At 44.3% G+C, this 24,513-nt stretch carries 24 protein-coding genes; 13 read left to right on the top strand and 11 right to left on the bottom strand.

Features of this window, described 5'->3' with window-relative positions; translation table 11 throughout:
- Window positions 1–79 precede the first annotated feature (79 nt).
- A complete protein-coding gene (locus tag R7P35_RS09775) occupies window positions 80–1,450 on the bottom strand; it encodes an MATE family efflux transporter (protein ID WP_005377626.1) in 1,371 nt (456 codons plus the stop codon).
- A 392-nt stretch (window positions 1,451–1,842) separates the two neighbouring features.
- On the opposite strand from R7P35_RS09775, the gene R7P35_RS09770 reads away from it, so the two are divergent.
- Window positions 1,843–2,454: a riboflavin synthase gene (locus R7P35_RS09770; RefSeq protein ID WP_005377625.1), complete on the top strand. Its 612-nt coding sequence runs from the start codon at window positions 1,843–1,845 to the stop codon at window positions 2,452–2,454.
- A gap of 75 nt (window positions 2,455–2,529) precedes the next feature.
- Here the strand turns inward: R7P35_RS09770 and R7P35_RS09765 are convergent, their stop codons facing one another.
- Both R7P35_RS09765 and R7P35_RS09760 read right to left on the bottom strand, forming a co-directional pair.
- Window positions 2,530–2,724, bottom strand: coding sequence for a CPXCG motif-containing cysteine-rich protein (locus R7P35_RS09765; protein ID WP_017634925.1), 195 nt, complete (start codon window positions 2,722–2,724; stop codon window positions 2,530–2,532).
- A gap of 253 nt (window positions 2,725–2,977) precedes the next feature.
- Window positions 2,978–3,844: a fructosamine kinase family protein gene (locus tag R7P35_RS09760; protein ID WP_318092020.1), complete on the bottom strand. Its 867-nt coding sequence runs from the start codon at window positions 3,842–3,844 to the stop codon at window positions 2,978–2,980.
- Between the two features lie 224 nt (window positions 3,845–4,068).
- Here R7P35_RS09760 and R7P35_RS09755 point away from each other — a divergent pair, with 224 nt between their 5' ends.
- The 3 genes from R7P35_RS09755 (at window position 4,069) to R7P35_RS09745 (ending at window position 6,540) form a co-directional block, all read left to right on the top strand.
- Window positions 4,069–5,043, top strand: a complete 975-nt coding sequence (locus R7P35_RS09755) for a response regulator (RefSeq protein ID WP_042523017.1) — start codon at window positions 4,069–4,071, stop codon at window positions 5,041–5,043.
- Window positions 5,043–6,005 (top strand): GGDEF domain-containing protein, encoded by a 963-nt coding sequence (locus tag R7P35_RS09750; protein ID WP_005377621.1) that lies wholly within the window; start codon window positions 5,043–5,045, stop codon window positions 6,003–6,005. The genes R7P35_RS09755 and R7P35_RS09750 overlap by 1 nt, the downstream gene beginning before the upstream one ends.
- 190 nt (window positions 6,006–6,195) lie before the next feature.
- Window positions 6,196–6,540: a DUF3802 family protein gene (locus tag R7P35_RS09745; RefSeq protein WP_005377620.1), complete on the top strand. Its 345-nt coding sequence runs from the start codon at window positions 6,196–6,198 to the stop codon at window positions 6,538–6,540.
- 44 nt (window positions 6,541–6,584) lie between these two features.
- On the opposite strand, the gene R7P35_RS09740 is transcribed toward R7P35_RS09745, so the two are convergent.
- On the bottom strand, window positions 6,585–7,079 hold the full coding sequence (locus R7P35_RS09740; protein WP_005377619.1) for an NlpC/P60 family protein: 495 nt from the start codon (window positions 7,077–7,079) through the stop codon (window positions 6,585–6,587).
- A gap of 134 nt (window positions 7,080–7,213) precedes the next feature.
- On the opposite strand from R7P35_RS09740, the gene R7P35_RS09735 reads away from it, so the two are divergent.
- The 4 genes from R7P35_RS09735 (at window position 7,214) to R7P35_RS09720 (ending at window position 10,774) form a co-directional block, all read left to right on the top strand.
- Complete coding sequence (locus R7P35_RS09735) at window positions 7,214–9,232, top strand: methyl-accepting chemotaxis protein (RefSeq protein ID WP_005377618.1); 2,019 nt, start codon at window positions 7,214–7,216, stop codon at window positions 9,230–9,232.
- Between the two features lie 270 nt (window positions 9,233–9,502).
- Complete coding sequence (locus R7P35_RS09730) at window positions 9,503–9,916, top strand: NUDIX hydrolase (protein ID WP_025766662.1); 414 nt, start codon at window positions 9,503–9,505, stop codon at window positions 9,914–9,916.
- A gap of 210 nt (window positions 9,917–10,126) precedes the next feature.
- On the top strand, window positions 10,127–10,507 hold the full coding sequence (locus R7P35_RS09725) for a hypothetical protein (protein ID WP_025766661.1): 381 nt from the start codon (window positions 10,127–10,129) through the stop codon (window positions 10,505–10,507).
- 48 nt (window positions 10,508–10,555) lie between these two features.
- The gene (locus R7P35_RS09720) at window positions 10,556–10,774 is read left to right on the top strand and encodes a hypothetical protein (RefSeq protein ID WP_005389537.1); all 219 of its coding nucleotides are present in this window, start codon (window positions 10,556–10,558) and stop codon (window positions 10,772–10,774) included.
- A gap of 103 nt (window positions 10,775–10,877) precedes the next feature.
- Here the strand turns inward: R7P35_RS09720 and R7P35_RS09715 are convergent, their stop codons facing one another.
- Entirely contained in the window at window positions 10,878–11,693 is an 816-nt protein-coding gene (locus R7P35_RS09715; protein ID WP_025766660.1) for a sterol desaturase family protein, read from the bottom strand.
- A 140-nt stretch (window positions 11,694–11,833) separates the two neighbouring features.
- Here R7P35_RS09715 and R7P35_RS09710 point away from each other — a divergent pair, with 140 nt between their 5' ends.
- The gene (locus R7P35_RS09710; RefSeq protein WP_005389532.1) at window positions 11,834–12,583 is read left to right on the top strand and encodes a tRNA-uridine aminocarboxypropyltransferase; all 750 of its coding nucleotides are present in this window, start codon (window positions 11,834–11,836) and stop codon (window positions 12,581–12,583) included.
- Between the two features lie 175 nt (window positions 12,584–12,758).
- Window positions 12,759–13,667 (top strand): N-acetylglucosamine kinase, encoded by a 909-nt coding sequence (nagK, locus tag R7P35_RS09705; RefSeq protein WP_005377586.1) that lies wholly within the window; start codon window positions 12,759–12,761, stop codon window positions 13,665–13,667.
- Window positions 13,668–13,852: 185 nt separating this feature from the next.
- Here nagK and R7P35_RS09700 read toward each other — a convergent pair whose 3' ends face one another.
- From R7P35_RS09700 to R7P35_RS09675, 6 genes are all read right to left on the bottom strand, one after another.
- Window positions 13,853–14,119 (bottom strand): DUF2960 domain-containing protein, encoded by a 267-nt coding sequence (locus R7P35_RS09700; protein ID WP_005377584.1) that lies wholly within the window; start codon window positions 14,117–14,119, stop codon window positions 13,853–13,855.
- Window positions 14,120–14,193: 74 nt separating this feature from the next.
- The gene (locus R7P35_RS09695) at window positions 14,194–15,972 is read right to left on the bottom strand and encodes a bifunctional molybdopterin-guanine dinucleotide biosynthesis adaptor protein MobB/molybdopterin molybdotransferase MoeA (RefSeq protein WP_025766659.1); all 1,779 of its coding nucleotides are present in this window, start codon (window positions 15,970–15,972) and stop codon (window positions 14,194–14,196) included.
- On the bottom strand, window positions 15,969–16,556 hold the full coding sequence (gene mobA, locus R7P35_RS09690) for a molybdenum cofactor guanylyltransferase MobA (RefSeq protein WP_025441842.1): 588 nt from the start codon (window positions 16,554–16,556) through the stop codon (window positions 15,969–15,971). Before mobA ends, R7P35_RS09695 begins: the two co-directional genes overlap by 4 nt.
- On the bottom strand, window positions 16,534–17,253 hold the full coding sequence (locus tag R7P35_RS09685; RefSeq protein ID WP_005396189.1) for an energy-coupling factor ABC transporter ATP-binding protein: 720 nt from the start codon (window positions 17,251–17,253) through the stop codon (window positions 16,534–16,536). The genes mobA and R7P35_RS09685 overlap by 23 nt, the downstream gene beginning before the upstream one ends.
- Window positions 17,254–17,303: 50 nt before the next feature.
- Window positions 17,304–18,002, bottom strand: a complete 699-nt coding sequence (locus R7P35_RS09680) for an ABC transporter permease (RefSeq protein ID WP_042522953.1) — start codon at window positions 18,000–18,002, stop codon at window positions 17,304–17,306.
- A 6-nt stretch (window positions 18,003–18,008) separates the two neighbouring features.
- Window positions 18,009–18,827, bottom strand: coding sequence for a substrate-binding domain-containing protein (locus R7P35_RS09675; protein WP_213904925.1), 819 nt, complete (start codon window positions 18,825–18,827; stop codon window positions 18,009–18,011).
- A gap of 336 nt (window positions 18,828–19,163) precedes the next feature.
- Here R7P35_RS09675 and R7P35_RS09670 point away from each other — a divergent pair, with 336 nt between their 5' ends.
- The 3 genes from R7P35_RS09670 (at window position 19,164) to R7P35_RS09660 (ending at window position 24,453) form a co-directional block, all read left to right on the top strand.
- Entirely contained in the window at window positions 19,164–20,615 is a 1,452-nt protein-coding gene (locus R7P35_RS09670) for a sigma-54-dependent transcriptional regulator (RefSeq protein ID WP_213904924.1), read from the top strand.
- Window positions 20,605–22,644: a cache domain-containing protein gene (locus R7P35_RS09665; RefSeq protein ID WP_213904923.1), complete on the top strand. Its 2,040-nt coding sequence runs from the start codon at window positions 20,605–20,607 to the stop codon at window positions 22,642–22,644. Before R7P35_RS09670 ends, R7P35_RS09665 begins: the two co-directional genes overlap by 11 nt.
- A gap of 216 nt (window positions 22,645–22,860) precedes the next feature.
- Entirely contained in the window at window positions 22,861–24,453 is a 1,593-nt protein-coding gene (locus R7P35_RS09660) for an ABC-F family ATPase (RefSeq protein WP_025766654.1), read from the top strand.
- Window positions 24,454–24,513: the final 60 nt, after the last annotated feature.

Below are 24,513 nucleotides of genomic sequence, written 5' to 3'. Positions count from 1 at the left end.
TCGCAATCTTGTTATAAGTATACTCAACCGTGTGATTATTCGATCAAAAAAGCCAGCGGATGCTGGCTTTTTTTACTTTTTATTGAACTGAAAAGTTCAATTGCACTTCTGGCTCTTGGCGATGCATCCAACGCATTCTGACGCCTAACATAAAGGCCGCAGAAGATAGGCCGATGATAAAACCAAGCCAGAAGCCTTGTGCTCCCATTGGCTCGACAATCCAGTCTGTACGGCCAAGGACGTAACCAATTGGCAGCCCAAGAATCCAATAAGCAATAAAAGTACGGTTGAAGATGGCTCGCATGTCTTTATAGCCGCGTAATGCACCAGCTGCGATCACTTGAACCGCATCCGTACATTGATAAACAGCGGCAAACACGAGCAGGTGCATCGCTAGAGTGATTACCTCTGGGTTGCTAGTATAAAGCTCGGCGATCCACTCACGAGACAAGACGGTTAAAATCGCTGTGAGAACGGACAATGCTAGACCAACCATAATGCCGACTCGTGACGCTACGCGCGCGCCATCTACGTTTTCTTCACCAAGTCGATGGCCGACACGAATGCTTACTGCTGCACCAATACTCATTGGTAGCATAAATACCAACGAGGAGAAGTTAATCGCGACTTGATGCGCTGCCACAATGATAGGACCCAGTGGTGAAACGAGCAGTGCAACAACAGCAAACAATGTCACTTCAAAAAACAGCGCTGCTGCAACAGGAAAGCCGAGCTTGAATAGACGAACTTGCGCTTTCCATTGTGGGCGATGCCATTCTCCAAATAGGTTGATGCTTTTCAATCGCTCTGATGTCATCACATACAGCAATAGCATGGCAAACATGACCCAGTAAACAATCGTGGTTGCTACACCACAGCCAACACCGCCTAATTCAGGTGCACCAAACTTGCCGTACACGAAAATCCAGTTTAGAGGAATGTTGAGCAGCAAACCGATAAAGCCAATAACCATTGCCGGCTTCGTCAATGACATACCATCCGTAAAGCTTCTAAGCGTTTGGAAAAGTAAAAAAGCGGGTACTGCTAATATAACGGCATGAATGTATCCCACCGTTTTTTCAGCCATCAGTGCTTCAACATCCATCAGTCCGAGAATAAACTGGGTTTGAAGCAGGACTGCAATTATCGGCACACTGATCAGCAATGCCAAAACGACGCCTTGCTGAATTTCAAACGGGATTTTCACTCGACGACCAGAGCCATTTAACTGTGCGACAACAGGGACCAATGCCATTAATAAACCCACCCCAAACAAAATGGATGGTAGCCAAATACTTGAAGCGACAGAAACCGCAGCCATGTCGGTGGCGCTAACGCCGCCAGCCATTACGGTATCAACAAACCCCATACCAGTTTGAGCGACAGATGCGATCAATACCGGGGTCGCCAATTTGATAAGACTTGATGCTTCTTCTTTATAGCGATGCACGAAAAATACTCCAGAGCGGAACAATAAGTTGAAAGAATGAGAGTACTCGAGGGCAAAAGATGTGGTGAACGGATCTGATGGTTGATTTTAGTCACGATAAGGTGAAAAAATGCCTCGGAGAAACTCCGCGCAAATGATAAACAATTGTATGTTTATATTCCATAGCTAGGTAGCGAATAGTCGATAACACTGACTGGACGCTCTCCACGCTAAGGATACGCTTTTACTGAGAACAGCAGCGAATCATGGTAATGTTGAAGCATGCATGAGAACAAACCAGTGTTCATTAAGCCATGGCTTTATCGTCTGCGGTCTTTATTTCCGACCTGTAGCGCAGTGTTTAGGGCTTAGTCTTCGACTACAGTTGGTATTAAATCAATAGGTAAAAAGAAATGTTTACAGGAATAGTTCAGGGTACGGCGAAGGTCGTTAAAATTGATAAAAAAGAACGCTTTCAAACGCACGTTGTCGAGTTAAGCGATGAACTTTGTAAAGGGTTAGAAATTGGTGCATCCGTTGCACACAACGGATGTTGTCTAACTGTGACTAAGATCGAAGGCAACCTTATCAGTTTTGATTTAATGCAAGCGACATTGGCTCTTACTAATTTAGGTCGGCTGGTGGAAGGGGATAGCGTAAACATTGAGCGCGCGGCTAAGTTTGGTGACGAAATAGGCGGGCATAGTATGTCTGGTCATATTAGTTTAACGGCAGATATTGTCGATATCATCGATACGCCCAATAACCGCACGATTTGGTTCCAACTGCCGCAAGAATCAATGAAATATGTATTAGCGAAAGGTTACATTGGTTTAGATGGCTGCTCGCTAACTATTGGTGAAGTTGAAGCGTGTCGTTTTTCGGTACACCTAATTCCAGAAACCTTGCAGCGAACGCTTTTCGGAGTGAGACAAGTAGGGGAGCGTGTTAATATTGAGTTTGATCCTCAGACTCAAGCAATTGTTGATACTGTTGAGCGCGTTCTTGCAGCAAAACAGCTTTAGAATGAGAAAAAGGAGCCTAGTGCTCCTTTTTCATTTAAGCGTTTTTATATTTCTGATGTTCACATGCTCGAGCTGTTATTCGTAATTGTCATCGATAAATAGTTCGACCTTATCTTGTAACTCATCCACTCGCATATTTAGGTGGATAGCGTGGCAACAAGCTGGGCAATCATCATAAAACTCTTGGTCACCATTACTTGCATCTAATGTAATGCCGATAGAGTGTCCGCAATGCGGGCACTTTACATACCTTTCGGTATAATTTTTCATACAACAACTCCTAATCTCGCAGGGCTTTTAAACACACTATTCATCAATGAAGTACAGCCCTTTACTTACTTTGCCTACAAGGAAAATAGGCACAATCCAAAGTTAAGTCTCCTTTGATATTAGGCAGAGTTGTTGCTAATTGAGTCGAAATAAGTACAAAACTTGACCCCAAACTCAACCTTGAGCTTAGGGTGATTTTCTGTAGTGATGTGCCTCGAGATTTTACATCTTGAAATATGCAGTGGCTTCCAAATTAATAAGAAATGATTTTATTAATAACCAGTTGAGCCTGTTCCAAGTAATGGCCGCCAAACAAATTACAATGGTTGAGAACATGGTAAAGGTTATAGATATCTTTACGTTCCTCATAGCTTGAAGAAAGTGGCATAACCGATTCGTAGCCTTGATAAAATTCTGGCTGAAATCCACCAAAAAGCTCTGTCATCGCAATATCACACTCCCTGTCCCCCCAATAGCACGCAGGATCGTAACAGATAGGACCGAATGCAGTGAGTGCCGCATTTCCATTCCATAAATCGCCATGCAACAAAGAAGGTTTCGGAGCATGGTTTGCTAGCCGCTGTTTTACGACGTCGATAAAGTCATCGATATCAACCAAGGTGACGCCTTTTTCTTTAAGGAGCTGTAATTGCCAACCTATGCGTTGCTCAGCAAAGAATACACACCATTTCTTGTGCCATTTGTTGGGCTGTAGAGTCGAACCGAGATAGTTGTCGGTATCAAAACCAAACTCTTTTTGCTCGCCCCACTGGTGTAGGTGAGCTAATTGCTGCCCAAATTTAAAGCTGTTGGGACCATCTTCTAATGGTTTCGTTGGAAGGTAGTTAAGAATTAGGAATGAGGCATTTTTGGTTTTACCAACCACTACCACCTCAGGTACAAATAGGGTTGATGTTTCACGCAAAAGATGCAGGCTTTCAGCTTCTACCTCAAATTTAGACAAAAACTCGCGATCGTTAATTTTCACAAAATAACGTTGCTCGCCATCATTGATCATGTAGCTTTCACTGATATCCCCACCAGACAGCCTTACTTTTTCCGTGATCTGGTAATCGAACAATAAAGTATCAGAAAGCTGTTGCGATATTGCTTGCCACATACAAAACCTCGCGAATCTATTTGACCACCAATAGTTTAGGATAAATAGCAGGGAGTTGGCGCTATGTTGAGCATACTTAGTAAAGAAACCTTCCTCTTAGTGTAGTCAATTTGTATAAATGTGAATCAAATCGCTTATAAGCCTCTGATTTGTTGGCTTAGCATATGGAGATGAACGTTTACAACAGGTATTATGATTTTTTTGACGTTAGTTCCATTGGTGGCATGAAAATACTGATATGTGATGACTCAGCTGTTGCAAGAAAGCTTATTGCGCGTTCTATCGTACAAGATACATCATTGCATCTTATTGAAGCGCAAGATGGTTATGAGGCGCTTAATATTCTTGCTGAGCAAAATATCGATATTTTGTTTCTCGATTTAACGATGCCCATAATGGATGGTTTTGAGGTCCTCGAATCATTACCTGTTAGTCAGTACCCGACCAACATCGTCATTATTTCTGGAGATGTTCAACAAGAGGCAAAACAGCGCTGTCTCGATCTTGGTGCTCAAGCTTTTATCGCTAAGCCTCTGACAGAAGAGCAGGTGCTCCCACTATACGAACAATTAGGACTGCATTATGCGTTCAAACCTAGTCATTCGGTTGATTCTAAAAACCAGGGTTGCGAAGAGCTTTCCTTACTAGCCAAATTCCGTGAAATTGCGAACATTGCCCTTGGTAAAGGGGCTGCGATTATGGCCGACCATTTACATGAGTTCATACAACTTCCTGTTCCTCATGTTGGACCGTTGTCCTACGGCGAGCTTCATATGACACTGGTTGATGTGGTTGGGCGTGACAGTTCCGTTGCGGTAGCGCAGAGGTTTGTCGGTGGTGGTATTCACGGAGAGGCACTGGTGTGCTTACGTGGTAGGGATATCAATCAGATTGGGGAAAAATTAGGTTACCTCCTTGAGTTTACGCCTCATAATGAAATCATCTTGAATATCTCTAACCTACTGGTTTCGTCATTTCTCACATCATTGGGCGATCAACTCGACAAGCAGTTCTCACTTCGTCAGCCAGGCATTGTGGATACCTTAACACCTTATTGTGAAGAGCAAGGCGAGTTGGGTGAGCTCTTTACTATCGAATACACCTACATGGCAGAAGCGCTCGATTTCGAGTGCGAGGTACTGTTTTTAATTGATAAGCCATCCGTAGAAATAATCTATGAAATCATGGAGCTAATCTAATGTCCGATATCACGCTGGACATAGCAGACTTTCATTGGGTCACACAAATTCTCGATACGATGGATTCAGGGCTTATTGTTTTGGATCAAGAGTATAAAGTGTGTGTGTGGAACAGTTTTATGCAGTCATACAGTGGCATTCTATCACAAGAAATTCTTGGTGAATGTTTATTTGAGCATTTTGAAGAGCTGCCAAGAACTTGGCTAGAAACCAAGATAAAAGCTGCCGCCGATCTGGAAACTCGTTCTTTTTCTAGCTGGGAAAACCGACCGTATCTTTTTAAGTTCAACAATTTTTCTCCGGTTTCAAACAGCAGTGATTTTATGTATCAAGATATCGTGATCACGCCGTTAATTGGGCTCTCAGGAGAGGTCAGCCACATAGCGATTCAAGTCAATGATGTTTCTGAAACTGCGAGAAATCGCATTCATTTGAAAGAAACAAATCAACATTTGTCGGAAATCAGTCGCAAAGATGGTTTAACAGGTTTATTTAATCGCGCTTATTGGGAGCAATCATTGAAAGATGAGTTTGCTCACTTAAAAGTTATCGACGGACCATGCTCATTAGTAATATTCGATATCGACCACTTTAAGAAGGTGAATGATACTTATGGTCACCCGACAGGGGACGAAGTCATTCGTCGAACCTCTGCCTTGTTGAGAAAAACAGCAAGAAGCAGTGACATCTGCGGTCGTTTTGGTGGTGAAGAGTTTACCGTACTACTTCCTCACACAAACCAGGAGCAAGCTTGCTATTTCGCAGAGCGTTTGCGCAAAAGAATTGAGCAAGAGATCGTGAAAGTGGAAGATTTTTTGATTAATTACACGATAAGTATTGGTGTTTGCGAGTATAAGCCTTATTTTGAAACTCACACTCAATGGTTAAAGAGTGCCGATGCTGCGCTGTATCGTGCAAAAGAAAATGGTCGTAACCAAACCTGTTTGCATGAAAATGGCTGAAATATAAAAAGGTTTGAAGAAACCCTGTATCCGAATTCAGTGAAGCAAAGCTCAATTGTTTGAAAATCATCCAGTTGGTTCGTGAATGTTTGTTAATATGAAATAAGTTAATGAAATTTTCTCGGCATGTCTTACTATTGAAACTATTCTGCTTTCAGCTTCGAAGGCTTGCAATAAACGGAGAAAAACAGTGGTTTTAGAAACCGATGGATATCTCGCTCTTATCGAGCACTTGTCTCTAAATCTAGATATTTTTACGACCGAAATTGGCGACACTGGATCCGAAAGCATCGAAGATGTTGTCACCGATATGGTGGCTTCAAACATCATGGCGATTTTTGAGCAAAATCCAGAACTTCACTCGAGCGTACGTTTCAAATTGTTAAAAGAGGCTGATGCAGTTGTTGAAGATCTTGGTGAGATATTGGCTGGGGTATGGCATAAAAAAGCGACCAATGAACAGATCACGTTCCTTGATGAATACATCGCTCTGGTCAAAAATCTGTTCGATAATGCTGTTGCGACTTACGACTGATATTGTTTTAACTTACAGCAATGTCCGGTTAAGAGTAAGAAGAGTTACATTGTAACTCTTCTTATTTGCCAAAACTTAGATGCCCAGTATGGGTTGTCGATTCTTGAAATAATCACACCTCTAGACGTCGATGCATGCATGAACTGCTTGTTACCCAAGTAAATTCCGACATGATAAGTTGTACGTCTTGTTTTAAAAAACACTAGATCCCCTTGCTTGGCATCCGTCCAACTTAACTCCACACCTTGCGTTGATTGCTGCCTCGTTGTCCTTGGTAAAGAGAGCTGATAAGCCTCAATAAACGCTTTTTGTACAAATGCTGAGCAATCAATTCCAGATTTCTGTGTCCCGCCTAAGCGATAAGGCGTGCCGTGCCACTCTGTGTAAAACTCGAACAAGTCGGGGTTGTCCGACAATAGCTGATTTGTAGGTGCTGTCACTTGAGCTTGCTCACTAGGCTCAGGCCCAGAAGAGCAGGCGCTTAGTAGCACACTGATTATCAAAGGAAAATATACTCGACGCAAATCACCACCTGTCATCTCTATGACTCACAACTGAAATATTAGTGTCATAACCAATCCATAGTATGGGCTGCAAATCACGGTTTTGTCTCACAAATGTGACGGAATCACTGCAGAACCGATTCAACCTTAAGAAAGAATAAAAATTGATTATGGCAAAGCGAAAACGCTCACGCACATCACTTTCACTGATTCAGGCTGTCAGTGCAACATTTTTAACTATCATTGCTCTTGTTATAGCCCTTTCTGTCTCAAGTTTCAAAGGAATGGAACAGGTAGGGGAACAATTTGAAGACTTGTCGCAAAAAGCATTACCAATCGCGATGGCAAACGCAAAGTTAACCAGGAATGTATTGGAGATGGTTAAGCTACTCAACCATGGTATGCAGATTACTGAGCCGAAAGAGTTGCCTCTCATAAAAGAGCAAATCGACTCTCTTGCAACTCAAAGCACAACTTTGGTTGTGAAAGCGTCTGGTGTAGCTCAGCAACTCTCGGAGGAGTTAGACACCAAACTAGCGCGTTTACATAACATCACGCAGTCCATTTTGTTGAAGCAATCTTCGGTGATACAAATTCAAATGGATATTGATGCCGCTGTTGGTGGTTTTCGCTATGGGCTTAGCTCTATCGGCCCGGAAATGAATCGAATCAGTTCGTTCCTTAGTGCTGATAATCCTGAGTCGAGCGATGCCGCTAACCGTTTCATTGCTTCTGCAAGCTCAATGGAAAGTACGTTCTTAGTCATGATGATGCACTCAGAATTAAACAAAGCCGAAAAAGAATACCGAGAAATGCGAAATCGCATAGCAGGTATTAAACTCGCCTATGAAGACTTCCAATCTTTCCATCCTGAAGTAAGTGAATATGCAAGCTTAACCGCACCATATGAGATGGTGAAACAAGGCTTTAGTGAAAAGGGCGTGCTGCGTTTGATCCTCGCCAAACTAGAACAAGGGGAATTGCAACGTTCAGAGTTTAAACAGGCTTCGATGCTTGCGGATGAAACCATGCGGTTACTTGATCAAATCTCCCAAACCGCTGGTCAGTTGATCGATGAAAAGGAGCGGGTGGTCAACGAGACCATTGAATCGGTGAGCGTTGTGCTCGTGTTTGCGGCGTGTGTGATTTCTTTTATTATTCTGGTTACTTGGTTTAGTCTCAAGTCATGGACAAACCGAGGGTTAAGGAATGTACTAACGCGTCTTTCAGCACTTACCGAACATGATTTTCGTGACAAGGCAGAAGAAGTTGGCCCCTATGAGCTGAAAGAAGTAGCACGAAAGTTGAATCAAGTAATCGATTCCACACATGACTCCATTCAAACGGTGACGCGCAATTGTGAAACGCTTTATCAGACGGCAGAAGTAAGCCACAGTGCAGCCGAACAAACAAGTGATGGGTTGGCAACACAAAATGAAGCGTTGTCGAGTATGATCACGACCATAACGCAGCTTGAAGCCTCTATTCGTGAAATAGCAATGGTGACAAATGCATCTTCACAGGACTCGCTCCTTGCAACCCAACACACTGAAAAAGGGGTTCAAGTCGTGGAACAAAACCGCGAACGTTTGGAGTCATTAGAAAGCTCTTTGGATGTAAATGAACAGTCAATGTTAGAGCTAGACCAGCGTGTTAAACAGATTCGTGAAATGGTGGATATGATCAGTGGGATCGCGGACAACACCAACTTACTTGCTCTCAACGCGGCAATAGAGGCTGCCCGTGCTGGTGAGCAAGGGCGTGGATTTGCGGTTGTCGCTGATGAAGTTCGCAAACTTGCAAGTGATACCTCTCAACAAACTACGAACATCCGAGAAATGATGAGCGAGCTTATTACTGCCGCAGAGCGCTCGCGCCAAGCAGTTAATGATTCAAGAGAAGAAATGACCCACGCGCTACAGTCCAGCAATGAAGTGAAATCGACATTCTCTGATATCAACCTCGCGGTTAAGCACATTCAAGAACGTGTTGAGCAAATCTCAGTTGCTACAGAAGAACAAGAACGAGCGACGGCAGATGTATCTCAATCCATCACACATATTTCTGATCTTGGCGAACGCACAAAGCTGCAGCTTGAGTCTATGGTTGAGAGTTCTGAGCAAGTGGCGGAAATTGCTGGGCACCAGCAAGCAATGCTGCACAAGTATGAGCTTCATCAGACCAAGTAAATGAGATGTTTCCACCGACTAAAAGCAGAACCTCGGTTCTGCTTTTTTGTTACGGCTACTCATTTAATGGCTCCTATTTGCATCGCAAAAGTGAGTTACATCTCATCTCGTTCATTTCTAAAGGGTTTAGTTATCACAACGTGATGTTAATGCTTTGTTCGAGGGACTCGTTGACTAGAATGTCGCCAGAATTCAAAGGAATGAATCATGCAGCTTCATGCGATTTTTTTATATCCAGAGAAAGCTAAAGCCATAAGAAGGAGTGGTTTTGTGATCGATAAAGTTTGCCCCGTCGTTCTACGTAATCAAAATCAAGAGATCCTACTTTTTAAACATCCGTTGGCGGGTGTTCAGCTCGTCAAGGGCACTGTTGAAGTGTTTGATGAAAGTTACATCATAGCGGCCAAGCGGGAGCTCGCTGAGGAGTCTGGTATCACACATGTTCGTTCCGCACGATATTTATGCTCATGGGACAGTGGCTTTCAAAATCAAGCATGGCATTTTGTTTTGTGTGAGTGTGCTGATCTCGCTAATTCATGGCTGTTTCATACGCAAGACGATGGTGGACATGATTTCGCGTTCTTCTGGCACGATGTCGAGAGCGGCCTTCCCGCGAATGCACATACTGTGTTTCAGCGCGGGCTGGAAAAGGTACGAGAGTTGCTAAACCAAGGCGTGATTTAAAGGAGGATTCTGTCGTTGCATTGGCGGATTTGGGACAATGACAAAGCAAACACTATGCTTCTACTAGAAGCAAATAAAGAAGGTAGAGTAGCCGTTATTGTTCTCATCGTGTTGATAATGGCACTGTCGATCTCAAAAATGGCGATGAGATTACAAATGTTTAAGTGACTTCTATATGCTTTGCTCATTCATTCAGATAAGGAAACGGTAATGGATAAATTCGTCTTGTTTCTCTTATGCCTTTTTATGACAGTTGGCGGAGTGGTTCATCTTTATGACAACATTGTTGGTGGCTTTTTACCTTACGATTTTGCGCCACGCTGGTTGAATATGTATTGGAGCGCTTTGGGACTATTGGACTTATTAGCAGCGTATCTATTGGTCAAGCATCGCCGCTCTGGCATAGTCGTTATGTTATTGATTCTTATAACCAATGTTATCTTTAGTTCCCACGCTCACTATACATTAGAAATATTAGATAACAACGTCGCCCTACAAATGAAGACACTGTTTTTAGGGTTCTCATTTGGGGTATCTATCTGGTTATGGAATGCGCGAAAACATAGTCAATCGCGCCAAATATTTCGTTAATTATTATTTTCACAACACTCGATTAAGGATTGTAAACAGGGACTCGTTATGAACGATTTTAAAGACTTGGCCAGTTTTGCTGGTTTCAGCGTACTGACAGGTTTGAGCTTTGCCACCACTTTCTTCAGCCTTGCTTTTCTATACAGCTCAATAGAGGCACAGCAAGTAATGAACACCAATGCTTTGGCATGTGCAGTGCTTGGTGTTGTTGGTTTATTTGTTGGTATTACTCAGCTAAACAAAAAGCGTCAGCTGGCAGAAAACTAATCTGTTCTTACACATCATGAGGATGAAGTAGTGTTTAACTGGGGTTTAGGCTTGGTCTATTCGTTTTGTTGACATACTTCATCCAACAATATTTTTTCAACCATTACTTCTTCTCTTTATTGTAGCGAAAGGGCTGCGTTAACAGCTTATCTAATCTTTGCTCTTCTTCGTCTCTAATTTCCGGCACACCAATAACAACATCTTCATGACCCAACTTAGGCTGAGCTCGGTATGTCCCAAAAAAGCGGTCCCAAACTGAAAGGAAAAAACCAAAGTTTGAGTGGGTCTCTTTTACTATCACTGAATGGTGCACGCGATGCATGTCTGGTGTAACGATGACGTTTCGCAGTTTTTGGTCCATAGATAAAGCCAGTTTTGCATTACTGTGATTAAACATCGCGCTCGCATTAAGCACAATTTCAAATACCACAATTCCGATAGGTGAAACACCTAAGATAAACACGGCTGCAATTTTTACTCCCATTGAAATGATTATTTCGAAGGGATGAAAGCGTGCGCCTGTAGTGACGTCTATGTCGAGATCGGCGTGATGCATTCGGTGAATCTTCCACAGCGGTTTTACATGATGAAAGACAACATGCTGAGCGTAAATGACGAAATCAAGCAAAATGACGGTTAGGAAAATGTTTAACCAATCGGGGAGGGACAGAATATTCAGCAGCCCCCATTGTTGCTCCTGAGCTATGACCGCAGCTTGAAAGGCGGCGATAGGCATGATTAAAGCAATAACTAGGCTGTTAAAAGCAACCAATGACAAGTTATTGACCCAGCGAAACCTGCGCGAAGCGGTCAGTGTTTTTCTAGGCAATTTGTTCTCCCAAATGGCACAAAGCAATAATACGCCAAGGAAAAAGCCTAATCTGAGCCATGAGGGTTCTTGAAATGTCGTTTCTGTCACTGTCATTCCCTTATTTATTTCTTTATCTATGACCGAGATAAGAGTGAAATTATTTCAACACACTGCTGATGGGCTTATCTTGAGGCGAAACCATAATATCAGTAGAATCGCGCTCTACTTTTTACTTGGCATTACTTACCATGAGAATTCACGCTTTCCACCGTTTATATCAGTACCGACAATCTATCTCAACCAAGCCTTTCAACGCGCGTGGATGTAAAGTGGTTCGTTGCCAATATTGCCAGGTTTCTGAGCAACACTGTTTGTGCGACCTTCAGCCAAACATCAAGGCCAATATTGCATGTATGTTGATTGTTTCTGAAAACGAAGTGTTTAAGCCAAGTAATACCGGTCGTCTAATCGCTGATACGATTCAAGAGACTTACGTGTATCAATGGAACCGAACAGAACCGTCTGAAGAGATGCTAGCGCTACTACAGGATGACAGTTACCAACCGGTGATTGTATTTCCTGCAGACTATGTGGATGATCCCTCTCGTTTAATTGAAGATCTAGAGCCAGGGCGATTGGTAAAAGAAGATGTCGAGAACAAAAAATGGTTGCTGATCTTTATTGATGGTAGCTGGCGTGAGGCACGAAAGATATTCCGTCGTTCTGATTTTCTTAAATCTTTGCCTGTGCTTTCCATTGAGCCGGAATCTCTGTCTGAATACATCATGCGCCGCTCCGAGAATGATCAGCATCTTTCAACCGCCGAAGTCGCGACATTAGTTTTAAAACAAGCTGGTGAGCCTAAAGCTGCGGAATGCCTTCAATTGTGGTTTGAAGCCTTCAGAGAAACTTACATGCTGAGCAAGACTCGAGTCAAAAGCGACCCTAACCAGCCACACTTGAAACGTTTCAAAGAGTGGATGAAAACCGAGAGCTGACTCTAAGGAATGAGCTTTTGTTGATGGTATGTTGTTCAACTGGCTTCGGTGAGGGGATAAATCTGCATTCGGTCACGGTTTGCAGGCGTACAGATATGGATAATGCCATCAGTTTATACTTTTGACTCTAGCCATTTTTGAGAGTCGTTTGAAGCATTTTTTAGGAGAGAAATACATGTATTACGGCTTTGATGTCGGTGGCACTAAAATTGAATTTGGTGCATTTAACGAGAAGCTTGAGCGTGTAGCGACGGAACGTGTACCTACACCAACAGACAACTACGAGCTGCTGGTTGATACCATTGCGGAATTGGTGAATAAATACGATACAGAGTTTGGCTGCGAAGGTACGATTGGTCTTGGCCTACCAGGTATGGAAGACGCCGATGATGCAACGGTACTAACAGTTAACGTTCCTGCGGCAAAAGGCAAACCACTCCGTGCTGATCTAGAAGCTAAAATCGGTCGCAGCGTAAAAATTGAAAACGATGCAAACTGTTTCGCGCTTTCTGAAGCCTGGGACGAAGATCTTCAAGATGAACCATCTGTACTAGGTTTGATCCTTGGTACTGGTTTTGGTGGCGGCTTTATCTACGAAGGCAAAGTATTCTCTGGCCGCAACCACGTAGCGGGTGAGGTGGGTCACACACGTCTTCCTATCGACGCATGGTTCCACCTAGGCGAAAACGCACCATTACTGGGTTGTGGCTGTGGCAACAAAGGCTGTTTAGATAGTTACCTATCTGGTCGTGGTTTCGAGCTTCTTTACGCGCATTACTACGGCGAAGAGAAGAAAGCGATCGACATTATTAAAGCGCACGCAGAGGGTGAGGAGAAAGCAGTAGAGCACGTCGAGCGCTTTATGGAGCTGCTAGCGATCTGCTTTGCAAACCTGTTTACTGCAACAGACCCACACACCGTTGTACTTGGTGGCGGCTTATCTAACTTCGAATTGATTTACGAAGAGATGCCAAAACGCATCCCTAAACACTTATTGTCTGTGGCTAAGTGTCCTAAGATCATCAAAGCAAAACACGGTGATTCAGGTGGTGTACGCGGCGCTGCGTTCTTAAACATCAAGTAATGACTTAAACCTTACTCGATATAAAGTAAGAAGAAATTTAAAGCCCCGTTTAGACTTTCAAGGTTAAACGGGGCTTTTACTTATATACCTAAGTAATTTCGGTATGCTCGGGTATAGATCATGAACAAAAGTAGCATGCATAAAAAACTCACGACGAATCGTGAGTTTTCTGTTTGCAGCTAAGCTTATTTGTTCTTTTTGCCTACGCCCAGGTTTTCTTTTTGAGCTAGGGTGATTTTGCTAAAGCCTAATTTTCTGAAGTAGTTGTCGCGGTAGTTTCGCACCGCTTTAGTGTCAGACACTGCTTCGATTTGTTGCTCCATCTTTAGGAACTCAGTGATATCGATACCTTCGGCTTCTGCAACTGCTTCTTGAATGTTGCGGTGCTGCTGGTATGAGAACGTCAGTTCTTTGTCTTGGTCTTTGTAAGTGTAAAGAATGGTGCGAGCCATAGCTGTCTCTCTGAAAAGGTTTCTGTATTAAACAAAAAGGCCAGACTCGCTGACCTTTGAATTTCTAGTTTGAGCTAGATTCTGCCTTGAAGTGGGATAATTGTCACGCTTTCTCCCGCTTTTACTGTATCAATAGCTGGGGAGATTTCGATCAAACAGTTCGCCTCACTCATTGAGCGTAAAATACCAGAGCCTTGCTTGCCTGTTGTACGAACGGTTAAACGGCCAGTTTCATCCAGCTCATAGACGCCACGGCTAAACTCGGTACGACCTTGGCGAGAGCGAAGATTCTCAGTCGCGATGGCATTCACTTTCAGAGGCTTCCAGCCTTGTTCGCCTTGCATCTTACGCAGTGCAGGCTCAACAAAGTTGATGAATGAAACCATCACTGCCACAGGGTTGCCCGGCAGACCAAAGAACGGCTTGTTGTTGATTTGACCAAACGCTAATGGACGTCCCGGACGCATGTTGATTCGCCAAAAATCTATTTGACCAAGTTTATCCAAGGCAAGTTTGATGTAATCCGCATCACCAACAGATACGCCACCAGAAGTCATAACCACGTCCGCTTGCGCCGATGCGTTTTCCAACGCTTCAATCATTAACTGTTCGTTGTCTTCCAGAATACCGAAGTCCAAGATCTCGCAGCCGAGCTTTTCAAGCATGCCCATGATGGTAAAACGGTTGGAATCGTAGATAGAATTCGCTTTTTGCTCTGTTCCCGGCGCTTGTACTTCGTCACCGGTGGAGAATACGGCAACTTTCAATTTGCGGAACACATTCGCTTCACCAAAACCAAGCGAAGCGATCATGCCCATTTCTGGAGAGGCTAGGCGAGTGCCTGCGGTAAAGACGTCACTGCCGATAGTGAGATCTTCACCTGCTTGACGAACGTTTTGGCCTGCTTTGATATGCGCACCGTTAAAGGTGACCTTGTCACCTTCTTGAGAGGCTTGCTCACGCATGACCACTGTATCGCCGTTACGTGGTGTTGGTGCGCCAGTCATGATCTTAACTGCTTGACCAACTTCCAGAGGCTGATCGTAAGCATGGCCTGCCATCACTTCAGCAACCACTTGGTAGCTATCGCGGTCTACATCATCACTGCGGATGGCGTAACCGTCCATCGCGGAGTTGGTGTACTGCGGCACGTTTACTGGTGAAATGATATCTTCCGCGAGAACGCGGCCATAGGCGTTTTCAATCTTGCATGCTTCTATTTCCGAAACCGTGTTCACCAAAGAAAGGATTTTTTCTTGGCCTTGAACCACAGAAAGGAAAGCCGGAGAAAGAGTGTCGCAACATGCGGCGTCTTTCTCTTTAGATTTTGGTGCTTTTGCATCTTGAACGTATTGAAGAACAAATTGAGCGATGGCATCCAAATCATTGATGTTCATTTGAGGGAGCTCAGAATCTAACTCCGCACTGTCGGAAGCGATAGCAATGATGTTTTCATCGTGAGGGTAAAGCCAAGGTTTACCCACTTCTTCACGGTGCAATTCAATTTTAGGAAACGCGATGTTTTTACAGCCTTCGACCAAAACTACATCGAGCTTGTCTTCATCAAAACGAGTTAAGAGGTATTCAAACTCCGCTTCGGCTTCTGGCGTTTCTGTCATTAACGCAAAACGGTTGCGAGAAGCAATCAGCATTTGAGACGCGCCGGCTTTGCGTAAACGGTAGCTGTCTTTACCCGGCTTATCGACATCGAAGTTGTGGTGCGCATGTTTTAGCATGCCAATGCGTAAACCTGCTTCAGTCAGCTTTGGCAATAGGGCTTCAAGTAGCGTGGTTTTGCCTGTGCCTGAATAAGCTGCAAAACCAAGAATAGGAATGTTTAGCGTGTGTTTCATGATTCTAATTGTCCAAATTGCGCCAGTTCTTCCGGAGTGTTCAAGTTGACGAAACAGTTTGGTGAGTCGCTAAAGTCAACGTAACTGGTGTTGCACTCTTTGTAGAGCAGAATGATTTTGCGGTCGCCACGTTCTAAAAATGCGGTGAGTTTTGGCAGTACGCGCTTGTGGTAGAGCGTGAAAACAGGTTGCTGATGGTCACCATCATGAGCGACCAAAATATCGCTGTCTTCTTTGACTGCCTGGCAGAAACGCTCGACAAGGTCGGTGTTAATTTGTGGGCTATCGCAAGGTACAAATCCGACCCAGTCAGTTTCAGCATGCATCAAACCCGCGTGAATACCGCCCATAGGTCCAGGGAAATCTTTGAATTGATCACTAAATACGAAACCAAATTTGCTGTACGCATCTTGGTTTCGATTGGCATTAATTAAAATGCGTGGTGTTTGTGGAGATAAACGTTTAATAACGTGTTCGATGAGTGGCTTCTGATTTAATTCAATCAGACCTTTATCTTTTCCACCCATACGGCTGGCTTGGCCACCAGCCAAAATGACCCAACTAGTTTGTGTTGGTTGAAGCATATGCATTCTCTTGGGATGTTTCTTTTGGTATGACATACAACAGAGGAGACTCTATCAAAGTCTTGTCTTTAATCCACCACTGTTTTTTACATAAGTCGGTCAGTGCGTTGGTTTGATGGCTTGTCACCACGATACTGGAACCTCGATCCAAAAGATCTTTCGCCATCACCACCAATCGCTCAATGGACTCTTGGTCTAAAGACGCACTTGGCTCATCCATCAATAAAATCGACGGTTTTAAGATCCAAGCTCTTGCCATGGCAACACGCTGTTTTTCACCGCCGGACAACACGGAGATATGTTCGTCCGCTAATGTTTCTAAACCTACCATGCGTAGTGCGTGAATAACTTGAGCTCGCTTATCTTTTGGTGTGTCTTGTTGATATTTCACTCCATAGACTACGTTCTCATAAACAGTGCCGTCAAAAAGGTAAGGAGATTGATGGAGATAAATCACATCGACACGGCCGTTGCGGCGCGTCAGTCTTTTCAGCCACGTATCTTTTGGTGCAACAACATCGCCAGTAGAAGGTTTTAGCAAGCCAGCAAGGATTTTGAGTAGGGTAGTTTTGCCCACACCATTGTCACCCTTGAGATAAATGGCATCATTTGGGCCGATGGCTAACTCAGGGATGTGAAAAAGCACACGCTCTTTAAAGCGCATGGATAACTGCTCGGCGGTGATTTTTATAGTCATAATGCGCCTCTACATGGGGTTAATGGTGAGTCGTTTGTTTGCTTCATGTTTTATGTTCTGAGGTAGCCTTTGCCTCTCATGCTTGATAAGAAGAAGTTTAGTGCCAACGCTAAAGATAGTAATACAATTCCTAATGCAACTCCTTGCGCAAAAGCACCTTTGCTGCTTTCCATTGCGATAGCGGTCGGAATATTGCGCGTCACGCCCATAATGTTTCCGCCTACCATCATTGAGCAGCCCACCTCGGTTACGATACGTGAGAACCCGGCAATGATAGCTGCAAGTAGAGGAAAGCGGGTTTCCCAAATCATCGTAGCGGCCACGCGCGAAATGGAGACGCCTAGGGTGATGGCGGTTTCCACTGCACGACGGTCGCTAGATTGCAATGCACCATGCATCATCGATACCAAAACAGGGAAGCAGATCACCATTTGGCCGAAGATCATCGCCTTCTGAGTGAACAGCATTTGCCAGTCTCCCCAAGGGCCAGCGCGTGATAGCAACATATACAGCAAAAGGCCAATCACGACGGTAGGAACCGCTTGCAGCGTATTCACGATCGACAGCAAGAACCATTTGCCGCGAAAGTCGGTATACGCCAGTACAAAGGACATTAAAATAGCCGGCAATACCACTAAGGATATTGCCGTGATAGAAACACTAAAGGAGACCGCGACGATCTCCCATAGGTCTGCATCAAAATTCACCAATAAGCGAAGCGCTTCCAGTGTTGTATCAGCAAGATTCATATTGCGTTATTTGATCTCAGCATTCGCAACAAACAGTTGTTTACCGTTTAGGCGGAAACCATTGATAAGTTCCTGTCCGCGAGGGTTTACCAACCAATCACTGAATGCCTTCGCACCTTGGTAGTTAATCGTTGGGTAACGCTCAGGGTTAACAAGAATAACTTGGTACGGGTTAAACAGTTTTTCATCGCCTTGGAACAGAATTTCTAGATCCAATTTGTTTTGGTAAGCCAGCCATGTGCCGCGATCCGTCATGGTGTAGCCTTGCATTTCAGACGCCATGTTTAGAGTTGGGCCCATACCTTGACCTACGCTACGGTAGCCACCAAAGTTCGGTTCGATTTTAGTTTGAGCCCAAAAGCCCATTTCTTTTTTGTGCGTACCAGAATCATCGCCGCGAGAGATGAACGTTGCGTTTTTGTTTGCGATCTCTTTGAATACATCTAACACGCCTTCGTCATTTTTGATTGTTGCTGGGTCAGCTTTCGGGCCTACAATCACAAAGTCGTTGTACATCAGCTTGCGAGGCAAGACGCCGTAGCCTTTCTCAACAAATGCGCCTTCAGCTTTTGGTGCATGTGTCATCACCAAATCTACGTCACCGTTTTCGCCCATTTTTAAGGCTTTACCAGTACCTGCAGCAATAACATCGACTTTGTAGCCCGTGTCTTTTTCAAATTGTGGAAGCAGGTAATCAAGTAAACCTGAATGGTAAGTACTGGTTGTGGTTGCAAGGCGAACGTGTTCTCCGTCTTGAGCAGAAAACGCTGAGTAACTTACAAGCGTGATTGACGTTGCAGCCAGAGTTAGCGCAATTTTTTTCATTTTTATGTGTTCCTTTCCAATGATTCTTTGGAATCTCTCCAGGTTTTAGGGAGAAGCCTTTTTGGACGAGAGCGATTAGCGTAATACGCAAGTTGTCTTAGGGTGTTGGAATAAGCAAACATCAACATCCTGAGATCACTTAAAATGCGCCCCGTATCCACCCTTATAGCAAACAAGATGCCAACCTTTTACAAGCTTAAAGTGCTTGGTTTATGCACTAAATCATGGGGTTATTTGCATAAAAGTTTGCGTTGGTACAAAATGTCGCACTTTTTGTAGGGTATCTCTGTTTAAACTTGGTACACTCTGTCCCATCGAAATCCATCTGGGGTAAATATGTCTACTCAATCCCATCTTAGTACAAATCAACAATATAGCGCCTTTTCCGTACTGGTCGTCGATGATGAATTAGGCATGCAAGCCATCTTGAAAAAGGCATTGAGTAAGCTTTTTTCACATGTCGATACAGCTGGTAGCATCGAAGAAGCAGAACAACTGCGTAATTCTCGACATTATGATCTGATCTTACTGGATATTAATCTGCCAGGGCGTTCTGGAATTGAGTGGGAAGAAGCGTTTGAAGATGATGACAAACGTGCCGATGTGATTTTTATGACGGGTTATGCGGATTTAGAAATTGCCATTCGAGCGCTACAGCTCGGTGCTTCCGACTTTATCCTCAAACCATTCAACCTTGAGCAGATGTTAAAAGCGGTCAGTCGCTGTATGGATCGCCGTTTGAACGAACGCATGCAGTACGCCATGACACGCGATTACCAACGTCACAATACCTCAGAGATCATCGGCGGCTCAGAAAAAACGCGTCTGCTTAAGCAACTTATTAACCAATTTGCACCATCACGCGCTTCTGTTTTGGTGGAAGGTGAGTCGGGTACGGGTAAAGAACTAGTTGCACGAGGTATCCACCAGGCGAGTGGGCGAACGGGCCCGTTTGTGCCAATCAACTGCGGCGCGATTGCACCAGAGCTTTTAGAAAGTGAGTTGTTTGGTCATACATCGGGCGCGTTTACCGGTGCAAAAAAATCGCGTGAAGGTTTGTTCCGTGTTGCGAACGGTGGCACCTTATTTCTTGACGAAATCGGGGAGATGCCACTTGCAATGCAGGCATCATTATTACGTGTGTTAGAGCAGCGTACGATTCGCCCTGTCGGTTCAGAAAGAGAGATCAGTATTGATGTCCGTATCGTAGCGGCAACCAACCGAAACCTGCAAGAAGAGGTCAATCAAGGTAATTTCCGCAGTGACCTCTATTACCGTTTAAACGTTCTGAAAATTGAAGTGTGTCCGCTGCGAGAGCGCAAAACCGACTTATTTGAGTTGGTGCCATTTTTCAGCAATATGCTGACGCGCGAGCTCGGTATGCCTGCGCCAAAATGGGCGCACGAGGACATGGAAGCCATGAGTGAGTACGATTGGCCGGGAAACATTCGTGAGCTGAAAAACTTGATTGAGCGTTGTATCTTGCTTGGTAAACCACCTGCACACTATTGGCGAGAGCTGAATGGCGGACATTCACTGCCTAATGTATCGATTACTGTTTCTCACTCTACTGAGTTACCAACCTTTAGAGAAGGCAAAGAATTTACTGGCGAAGGCTATCCAAACAGCTGGACGTTAAAAGAAGTCGAGAAAGCACATATTAAACAAGTCGTTAATTTGCATGAAGGCAATAAGTCTGCCGCTGCTCGCGACTTGGGCGTAGCTCGCAAGACCTTAGAACGTAAATACAAAGAATGGGATTCTGAGGATGAGGAATATGCCGACTAACGGCCCACAGTACAAAGGATTGTCAAAATGGACGCACCGTTTTAAAACCATGGTGCGTTATCGCTTGTTATTCTTAACCTCTGCGCCGATTTTCCTCACATTGTTAGCTCTGATCGGCATTACCATTTATTGGTCTATTCATTACACGTGGCAAAATGCGCTGCTTGATGTCTCGGAACGTCTTGGTGTTGCAAATAACAGTGTAACGTTGTTACAGCAAAAGCAAGCCAATTACGTGCGGGCGTTTGCCGATTCGTACGATTTCCGTATTCGCATTAATAAAGGACTGCCACAAGGTGACCTGCAAAAGTGGGTCACAGAGCAGAAGAAAAGATATGCTTTAGATTTTCTCTCTTTCCAACGCGTTAATTCCATGGAAAACAAATTCCGCTTTATGGATCTCACCAAGCGCGAATCGTTTTTTGATGTACTCAATAAAGAAGAACTCGAACGCCTCGATCCTGAACTCGCCAAACGAGCAGAAGTGCCTATTCTTGCTGATGGTGACAGGGAGGCGCGTGGGTTAGTCAGTCGAACCGTGATTCCGGTATACAGCCAAGCGAACGATTTGATCGGCTTTCTTGATGGTGGTTTGCTCCTTAACAACAGCACAGTGCTGGTGGATCAAATCCGCGATCTCATTTACTTAAGTGATAATGACCGCCTTCGCCCTGTGGGTACGTTGACGGTATTTCTCGATGATTTGCGTGTGAGCACCAACGTTCCTCTAGACAGCGATCATAGACTAGGGCGCGCCATAGGCACTCGCGTGAGCGCAGAAGTGTATAACCAAGTACTTTCGAAGGGTGAACAGTGGGTTGACCGAGCATATGTGTATGACGCTTGGTATATTACGGCGTATCAACCGATCAAAGACCAATACGACAACGTCATTGGTATGCTTTATACCGGTTACCTAATGTGGCCATTCGTTAAAGCCTACATGACCAACATTGCCGAAATAAGCTTGATTACGGTTATGTTATTGCTGGTTTCTGGCGTGATGGTATATCGCGGTTCTTATGATCTGTTTCGACCGATCGAACGCATTCACAAAGTGGTGAAGCAGGTCCAACAAGGTAAAGAAAAACGGATTGGCCCGTTAGGATTAGATGCCGATCATGAACTTGCGCAGTTAGCCAGACAGTTTGATGATATGTTAGACGCGCTAGAAGAGCGCAAAATTGAACTGAAAAACTCCGCAGCTCAACTTGAATGCAAAGTTCAAGAGCGTACGGCAAGCCTGAGAGAAAAAACCCAAGATCTTGAGCTGCATATTCAATTGCTTAACCAAACTCGCGACAAACTCGTTGTTCATGAAAAACTGGCAGCATTGGGAGAACTCACCGCGGGGATTGCTCACGAAATTAATAACCCAACCGCCGTGATTCTTGGCAACGTAGAATTGATCCATTTTGAATTGGGTGACGATGCAAGTCGAGTACAAGAAGAGATTGATGCGATTCACGCGCAAATTGATCGTATCCGCAATATCACACGCAGTTTATTGCAATACAGTCGCCAAGGCGGTGTTCAAGATGAAATCACTTGGCAACATGTCAATCCTATCATTGATGAAAGCATCACCTTGGTTAAAACTGGCACCAAGAAACGCGACGTTGAGTTTGTGACTGACCTACAAGCGCATACGTCCGTTGAGATAAACCGTCACCACTTGCTACAAATCTTAGTTAATTTGCAAATGAACGCCATTCACGCAATGAGCGGTAAAGGCATGTTAACAGTAGTCAGTGAAGACTGGATTGACGAGGGCGAAGTGAAAGGAGCCGCGATTCATGTTATCGATGAGGGCTGCGGTATTAAACCAGAAAACTTGAGTCGAATCTTCTCGCCATTTTACACAACGAAACGAGAAGGCACAGGGTTAGGGCTATCGGTCTCCCAAAGTATTCTCAGCCAAACGGGTGGTGAGTTAAAAGCAGAGTCTGAATGGGGAAAAGGCAGTAAATTCAGTATTTATTTACCTAAAAAAGCCGAACTGATCCTAGAGGTGACGAACATCGCTTAGTCACTTTTTTGAAGTATTAATGGAAAAAGAGCCACTGACGATAGTGGCTCTTTTTTGTATTTAATGACGCATTTATGTTTACGCTTTTGCTTCTTAGAAACCTTACAATGATTTCACTTGGAGTGAATTAATAAAAACAACACTTGCAGTATGTAGCATGAACAAGTACCGTTGCCCGGTTTTTCTAAATACACCCCAATTGCTAAGGTAAAGGTTTTGATCTCCACAGCGAATATTACTCAACAATTCGGCGCTAAGCCGCTATTCGAAAACATTTCAGTTAAGTTCGGCGAAGGCAATCGCTATGGCTTAATTGGAGCTAACGGTTGTGGTAAATCAACCTTTATGAAGATCCTCAGCGGCGAGCTTGAGCAAACCAGTGGTAACGTAAGCTACGATCCAAACGAGCGCGTTGCAAAACTGAACCAGGACCAGTTCGCTTACGAAGAATTTACGGTAATCGATACCGTTATCATGGGTCATAAAGAGCTATGGGAAGTGAAGAAAGAGCGTGACCGCATCTACTCACTTGCTGAAATGAGCGAAGAAGACGGCATGAAAGTGGCTGACCTAGAAGTTCAGTTCGCGGAAATGGACGGTTACATGGCAGAAGCGAAAGCGGGTGAGCTTCTTCTTGCTGTAGGTATTCCAATGGAACAACACTTCGGTCTAATGAGTGAAGTTGCACCGGGTTGGAAACTTCGTGTGCTTCTAGCTCAGGTTCTATTCGCAGACCCAGATGTGATGCTTCTTGACGAACCAACCAACAACTTGGATATGGACACTATCCGTTGGTTGGAAGACACGCTAAACGCACGTAACTGCACAATGATCATCATCTCGCACGACCGTCACTTCCTAAACTCAGTATGTACGCACATGGCTGATTTGGATTACGGTGAGCTACGTGTTTACCCAGGTAACTACGATGAGTACATGACTGCGGCTTCTCAAGCTCGCGAACGTCTACTAAACGACAACGCGAAGAAGAAAGCACAAATCGCTGAGCTACAAACGTTCGTTGCGCGTTTCTCTGCAAACGCATCGAAAGCAAAACAAGCGACATCTCGTGCGAAGCAAATCGACAAGATCAAATTGGACGAAGTGAAAGCGTCTAGTCGTCAAAACCCATTCATTCGTTTTGAACAGTCTAAAGAGCTGTTCCGTAACGCTCTGATTGTAGAAAACCTGAGCCAAGGTTTTGAAGAGGACTTGTTCTCAGACTTCAATGCAATTTTTGAAGTGGGAGAGCGCGTTGCGATCATCGGTGAAAATGGTGTGGGTAAAACAACACTTCTAAACACGCTTGCTGGTGTACTTGAACCGCGTGCTGGTGAGTTCAAATGGTCTGAAAATGCAAACATCGGTTACTACGCGCAAGACCACGCGCATGACTTTGCAGAAGATATGAATCTAACGGATTGGATGGGTCAATGGCGTCAAGAAGGTGATGACGAGCAAGTCGTTCGTGGTTTCCTTGGTCGTATGCTGTTTGGTCAAGATGACATTAAGAAGTCAGTAAAAGTACTGTCTGGTGGTGAGCAAGGTCGTATGCTGCTTGGTAAGTTAATGATGCACAAGCCAAACATGCTGCTAATGGACGAACCAACCAACCACATGGACATGGAATCAATTGAATCTTTGAACACGGCGCTTGAGCAATACAAAGGCACGTTGTTCTTCGTCTCTCACGACCGTGTATTCGTAGACTCGCTAGCAACGCGTATTATCGAAATCCGCGATGGTAAAATCACAGACTTTAAAGGCACTTACTCTGAGTTCCTAAAATCTCGTGGCGTTGACGCGTAATTACTCGCAAAGCGTTTAAAAAGCAAAAGCCTCGCTATTTAGCGAGGCTTTTTTAATATT

This window comes from Vibrio sp. Vb0304 (genome assembly GCF_033338995.1).
GTDB lineage: Bacteria > Pseudomonadota > Gammaproteobacteria > Enterobacterales > Vibrionaceae > Vibrio > Vibrio alginolyticus.
Note: the sequence above shows the minus strand (reverse complement) of the source record. Positions and strands in the feature narration are given on the sequence as shown.

What these genes read in the sequence shown, in the direction of transcription:
- R7P35_RS09770 (WP_005377625.1), top strand. Translation starts at nt 1,843, where the DNA reads ATGTTTACAGGAATAGTTCAGGGTACGGCGAAGGTCGTTAAAATTGAT.
- R7P35_RS09765 (WP_017634925.1), bottom strand. Translation starts at nt 2,724, where the DNA reads ATGAAAAATTATACCGAAAGGTATGTAAAGTGCCCGCATTGCGGACAC.
- R7P35_RS09760 (WP_318092020.1), bottom strand. Translation starts at nt 3,844, where the DNA reads ATGTGGCAAGCAATATCGCAACAGCTTTCTGATACTTTATTGTTCGAT.
- R7P35_RS09755 (WP_042523017.1), top strand. Translation starts at nt 4,069, where the DNA reads ATGAAAATACTGATATGTGATGACTCAGCTGTTGCAAGAAAGCTTATT.
- R7P35_RS09750 (WP_005377621.1), top strand. Translation starts at nt 5,043, where the DNA reads ATGTCCGATATCACGCTGGACATAGCAGACTTTCATTGGGTCACACAA.
- R7P35_RS09740 (WP_005377619.1), bottom strand. Translation starts at nt 7,079, where the DNA reads ATGACAGGTGGTGATTTGCGTCGAGTATATTTTCCTTTGATAATCAGT.
- R7P35_RS09735 (WP_005377618.1), top strand. Translation starts at nt 7,214, where the DNA reads ATGGCAAAGCGAAAACGCTCACGCACATCACTTTCACTGATTCAGGCT.
- R7P35_RS09725 (WP_025766661.1), top strand. Translation starts at nt 10,127, where the DNA reads ATGGATAAATTCGTCTTGTTTCTCTTATGCCTTTTTATGACAGTTGGC.
- R7P35_RS09720 (WP_005389537.1), top strand. Translation starts at nt 10,556, where the DNA reads ATGAACGATTTTAAAGACTTGGCCAGTTTTGCTGGTTTCAGCGTACTG.
- R7P35_RS09710 (WP_005389532.1), top strand. Translation starts at nt 11,834, where the DNA reads ATGAGAATTCACGCTTTCCACCGTTTATATCAGTACCGACAATCTATC.
- nagK (WP_005377586.1), top strand. Translation starts at nt 12,759, where the DNA reads ATGTATTACGGCTTTGATGTCGGTGGCACTAAAATTGAATTTGGTGCA.
- R7P35_RS09700 (WP_005377584.1), bottom strand. Translation starts at nt 14,119, where the DNA reads ATGGCTCGCACCATTCTTTACACTTACAAAGACCAAGACAAAGAACTG.
- R7P35_RS09695 (WP_025766659.1), bottom strand. Translation starts at nt 15,972, where the DNA reads ATGAAACACACGCTAAACATTCCTATTCTTGGTTTTGCAGCTTATTCA.
- mobA (WP_025441842.1), bottom strand. Translation starts at nt 16,556, where the DNA reads ATGCTTCAACCAACACAAACTAGTTGGGTCATTTTGGCTGGTGGCCAA.
- R7P35_RS09685 (WP_005396189.1), bottom strand. Translation starts at nt 17,253, where the DNA reads ATGACTATAAAAATCACCGCCGAGCAGTTATCCATGCGCTTTAAAGAG.
- R7P35_RS09680 (WP_042522953.1), bottom strand. Translation starts at nt 18,002, where the DNA reads ATGAATCTTGCTGATACAACACTGGAAGCGCTTCGCTTATTGGTGAAT.
- R7P35_RS09675 (WP_213904925.1), bottom strand. Translation starts at nt 18,827, where the DNA reads ATGAAAAAAATTGCGCTAACTCTGGCTGCAACGTCAATCACGCTTGTA.
- R7P35_RS09670 (WP_213904924.1), top strand. Translation starts at nt 19,164, where the DNA reads ATGTCTACTCAATCCCATCTTAGTACAAATCAACAATATAGCGCCTTT.
- R7P35_RS09665 (WP_213904923.1), top strand. Translation starts at nt 20,605, where the DNA reads ATGCCGACTAACGGCCCACAGTACAAAGGATTGTCAAAATGGACGCAC.